This is a genomic window from Actinomycetota bacterium, assembly GCA_036280995.1.
Lineage (GTDB): Bacteria > Actinomycetota > CALGFH01 > CALGFH01 > CALGFH01 > CALGFH01.
The window spans coordinates 1-4,125 of record DASUPQ010000233.1 but is presented as its reverse complement, the minus strand read 5'-3'; the positions used below and the strand labels follow the sequence as shown (position 1 = coordinate 4,125).

The window sequence follows — 4,125 nt, the reverse complement described above, 5'->3', positions numbered from 1 at the left end:
GACCAGGCGACCCAGGGTGTCGGGGTCAGGCGCTCGGGCGGCGGCCAGGGCGAACAGCCGCACATAATCGAGCAGGAACAGATAGTCCTGGACCAGCCAGGCCCGGAACCGCTCGGGCTCCAGGTCGCCGGCGGCGATGCCGCGTACGGTGGGATGGGCCAGCTGGCGCCCCAGGTTCGCCCGCCCGAGCGCGAGCAGGTGCTGGCTCAGGCCGGCCATGCCAGGCCGCTCCAGTTCTGGATCCAGGCGTGGTAGGCCGAGTCGGCCGGGCTGCGTTCGGCCACGGCCGTCCAGGTGTCCAGATACGCGCGCTCGGCGGCCCGGGTAAAGGCCTCGGCCTCCAGCACCAGGCTGTGGTCCAGGTCGGCGAGCAGGTCGTCCAGCCGCGACGGCAGGCCGTGGGCCCGGAGCGCGGCCACCACCCGCCGCTCCTGGACCACGAAGATCCGGTCCTGCTGCACCCAGGCCTGCAGGGCGCTGTCGGGGAGGGTGCCGTCGGCCAGGCCGAGCACGAAGGGGTGGCCGGCCATGGCCACCCAGAGGGCCCGGTTGGACTCCACCAGGTGCTCGGTGAACACCGTCATGCAGTGATCCTAACGGTCGACAGGTTTGACCTGGCAGCCTCTTGCCAACGCTAGTTAGCGCAGTTGTGTGCACCAGTGGCACCACCCGGCGGAGGAGGATCCGTCTCATGCCAACGGAAAAGGACCCCACCCAGGAGATCCAGACCCAGGTCCTCGACGGCATCCGCAAGAGCCAGGAGGCCGTCATCGACGGCATGCGCGCTTGGACCGAGACCATTCAGCAGCTCGTGCCGGGCACTGGCCAGAGCGCCTTGCCCCGCACCGACCAGCTGCCCAGCCCGGCCGAGGTCGTCGACTCGGTGTTCGACTTCGCCGCCCAGCTCCTGAACGCCCAGCGCGAGCTGGCCCACAGCGTGCTTGGCGCCACCACCGCGATCGGCGAGTCAGTCCAGAAGGAGACCGAGAAGGCCGCCGGTACGGCCAAGAAGTCGACCAAGCGCTGAACACCCGCACGCCGGACCATAGCCAGCCCGGGCCGCCCACCGAGGCGATGCGATGCCCGCTTCTCGTCAAGAGGAGCGACATCGTGGAATACGTGGTGCCGATATCCAGTGGCCGACCGCGTGGGCGGCCTGCCGGCCTGACCGGCGGGGCGTGCCAGCTTCACCGCTGAGCCGGGTAGCATCGACGAGCCTGCACCGTCATCTCGCGCGATTACTCAGTGCCCTGACCTGGACGACAACGTGTCGCTACGCAGGCTCTCTCGATCCGTCGCTGGTCATGCCTGACCGACGCGCATCGTCGAGCTTCTCGATCACAACATCGGCGACGAATCCTGCCTCCCGAAAGATGATGAAGTGGTCGCAATCCAGTGTCCGGACCTCAAAATGACGCTCGGCCCAGGTCACCCGGTCGCTCGGGACCAGGTCGTCAAACCGTCCGATAATGAAGGTCACGGGGATGGACTCCCACGCTGCGGCGGTAGAGGGGTCGGACCATGTCGCCGAACTCGCCGGACGCCGTGGGTGCTCGTGAAGATGCGCCAGGACGTGGCTTGGCATCGTCGTACCGGCTTCTTCATCGAGCCACCAGTCGTTATCGAGGACGAACGTGCCGTCGTCGAACACCAGGATATGCGGGTCTTCCTCCGGCTCGGATCCAGCCGGCGAGAACACGCCTGGATCCGGGTTCGGGATGCCGGCGATGTACACCAGATGCGTGACGGACGGCTCCTCCGCCGCCGCTTCGTCGATCACGGCGCATCCGTACGACCAGCCGACGGCGACGACAGGCGGCCGAGCGCTCGCAATGATGCGGCGCACCTCGGCGGCGTCGGCCGTCAGCCCAGCGGATCCTGTTCGATGCGACGGTAGGTCGGGGACAACAACCTCGACGTCGTTGTCGCGTAAGCGTTCGGCGACCCACCGCCAGTCAGCCGGACTTGACCACATCCCATGAACCAAGACAGCAGTCCCCCGCATGACGGCCTCCTCAGGAGCGCAATGCTGGCCCGTGCTTTCGCCTGGACCATGGTGCCCACGTCGGTTGCAGCGTCTCGATAATCCTGGCAAGTTTTGGCCTTGCCGCGCCGGCCGACCGATGCGGCCCGATCCCGGAGGACAGGAGTCCGATCCCGGTGCGAGCCCCGCGGGTGGACGACCGCCGCACCGACCTGGTGAGCGGTGAGCGGGTCCGGTTCCGCTCGGTGATCTTGCCGCCGTGGTGCCGCGAGAGCCCCAAGGTCACTGAGGTGTTGCCGCTGCTGTACCTACACGGCCTGTCCACCGGCGACTTCGTGCCCGCGTTGGAGGCGTTCTTCGGCTCCGCAGCGGGGCTGTCGGCGGCGGCCGTGGCCGGCTGCTGTCAGGCCGACTACCAGGTGTTCTGCCGCCGCGGCCTGACCGCGACTACGTGTATGTCTGGGCCGACGGTCTGCATTTCCGGGTTCGGTTGGAGCAGGCCCGCCTGTGCTGCCTGGTGATCGCGGGCGTACGCGCCGACGGCACCAAAGGAGCTAGTGGCGGTCGCTGACGGCGAGCGTGAGTCCACCGACAGCTGGGCGGAGTTGCTGCGGGACCGTCGGCGCCGCGGGATGCGGGTGCCGGTCGTGGCAGTCGGGGACGGCGCGCTTGGGTTGTGGGCGGCGCTCCGCGAGGTCTTTCCGGCCACCCGCCACCAGCGCGACTGGGTCCACAAGCTCGCCAACGTGCTGGGCTGCCTGCCCGCCAGCGTGCACGCCGGCGCGCGCACGGCGTTGGCTGAGATCCGCGACGCCCCCGACCGTGACCACGCCAGGCGGGCGATCCAGAGGTTCGCTCGAGACTATGGCGTAAAGCGGCCCAGGGCGGTGGCCAAGATCACCGACGACGCCGAGGAACGGCTCTGCGTCTTCGACTTCCCGGCTGAGCATTGGGTGCACCTCAAGACCAGCAACCCGATCGAGTCGACCTTCTCCACGGTGCGGCTCAGAACCCGGGTGACCAAGGGGCCAGGCTCCAAGGCCGCGGGCCTGGCGATGGCGTTCAAGCTGGTGATCGAGCGTCCCGACGAGGATGGAGAGGTCGCCGCGTGATCATCCAAGACCCGGCCATCCATAACTCTTGACGGTTCCTCGGGCAGATCGACGACATCGCACCCATCTGCTGCGCTCTGGACTATTGATGCCGCACGGGTAGGACCATGAGCCAGCCGATGAGTTGTCGCCGGTTGCTGGATCTGGAGTGGTGAAAGGATCCGCTCGACAACCACGCGACGGGCAAGGAGTGGTGATGTCGGCCGCGGTAGGCGGTCGCCTGGGTGGCTTGGGGCCGGGCGTCGGCGGCCCGGACGAGTTCGGCGGTGTGGTAGCGCATTCGGCCGAGGCGGGGGCCGTGCGCGGGTTGCGCTCAGGGCGGGCGCTTCTGGACCGGTGCAGCCATGCCGGACAACGGGCGCGGCAACCCGGCCAGCCTGTGGTCAGCGTTGCTGCCGGTGCCGTCGGCCTGCTGGCATGCCCGGGGTCGTTGCCGGCGGCGTGGGTTGGTCGCGACACGGCCGGCTTCACTGCTGGCAAGGCGCGGTAGCGGCGATGGCCGACAGGGAGGAGTTCGCACGGCTGGCGGACCCGTTCCGCGGTGAGCTGCTGGCGCACTGCTACCGAATGCTCGGGTCGGTGCAGGATGCCGAGGACGCGGTCCAGGAGGCCTACCTGCGGGCCTGGCGTTCCTTTGCGGGGTTCGAGGGTCGGTCGTCGCTGCGGCGATGGCTGTACCGGATTGCGACCAACGCGTGCCTGCGTGCGCTCGAACAGGGTCACCGTCGGCCGTTGCCGTCCGGCCTTGGCGGCCCGGGCGACGACCCGGAGGCGCCGTTGGCCACCGGTCCGTCCGAGGTGCCGTGGCTGCAGCCGATGCCCGGCGCGCTGCTCGAGGGGGGACTGGCCGATCCGGCCACGATCGTTGGGTTACGGGGCAGCGTGCGATTGGCGTTGGTGGCCGCGTTGCAGTACCTGCCGCCGCGGCAGCGCGCGGTCCTGATCCTGCGGGACGTACTGGGGTGGCGGGCGGCCGAGGTCGCCGACCTGCTTGGCACCACGACCGCGGCGGTCAACAGCGCGCTGCAG

The 4,125-nt window shown here is 69.2% G+C and carries 5 protein-coding genes and 1 pseudogene; 3 read left to right on the top strand and 3 right to left on the bottom strand.

Annotation, left to right across the window (positions count from 1 at the left end; all coding sequences use genetic code 11):
• On the bottom strand, positions 1-219 hold a 219-nt coding region (locus VF468_07485; protein HEX5878146.1), incomplete at its 3' end, for a transcriptional regulator.
• Positions 207-584: a hypothetical protein gene (locus VF468_07480; GenBank protein ID HEX5878145.1), complete on the bottom strand. Its 378-nt coding sequence runs from the start codon at positions 582-584 to the stop codon at positions 207-209. The genes VF468_07485 and VF468_07480, both read right to left, overlap by 13 nt.
• 107 nt (positions 585-691) lie before the next feature.
• On the opposite strand from VF468_07480, the gene VF468_07475 reads away from it, so the two are divergent.
• Positions 692-1,027 (top strand): hypothetical protein, encoded by a 336-nt coding sequence (locus VF468_07475; GenBank protein HEX5878144.1) that lies wholly within the window; start codon positions 692-694, stop codon positions 1,025-1,027.
• Between the two features lie 246 nt (positions 1,028-1,273).
• Here the strand turns inward: VF468_07475 and VF468_07470 are convergent, their stop codons facing one another.
• Positions 1,274-2,005, bottom strand: coding sequence for an alpha/beta hydrolase (locus VF468_07470; protein HEX5878143.1), 732 nt, complete (start codon positions 2,003-2,005; stop codon positions 1,274-1,276).
• Between the two features lie 149 nt (positions 2,006-2,154).
• Here VF468_07470 and VF468_07465 point away from each other — a divergent pair.
• Positions 2,155-3,057, top strand: a pseudogene (locus VF468_07465) (IS256 family transposase).
• A 534-nt stretch (positions 3,058-3,591) separates the two neighbouring features.
• Positions 3,592-4,125, top strand: a 534-nt coding sequence (locus tag VF468_07460; protein HEX5878142.1) for an RNA polymerase subunit sigma-70, incomplete at its 3' end; no start/stop codon positions are given.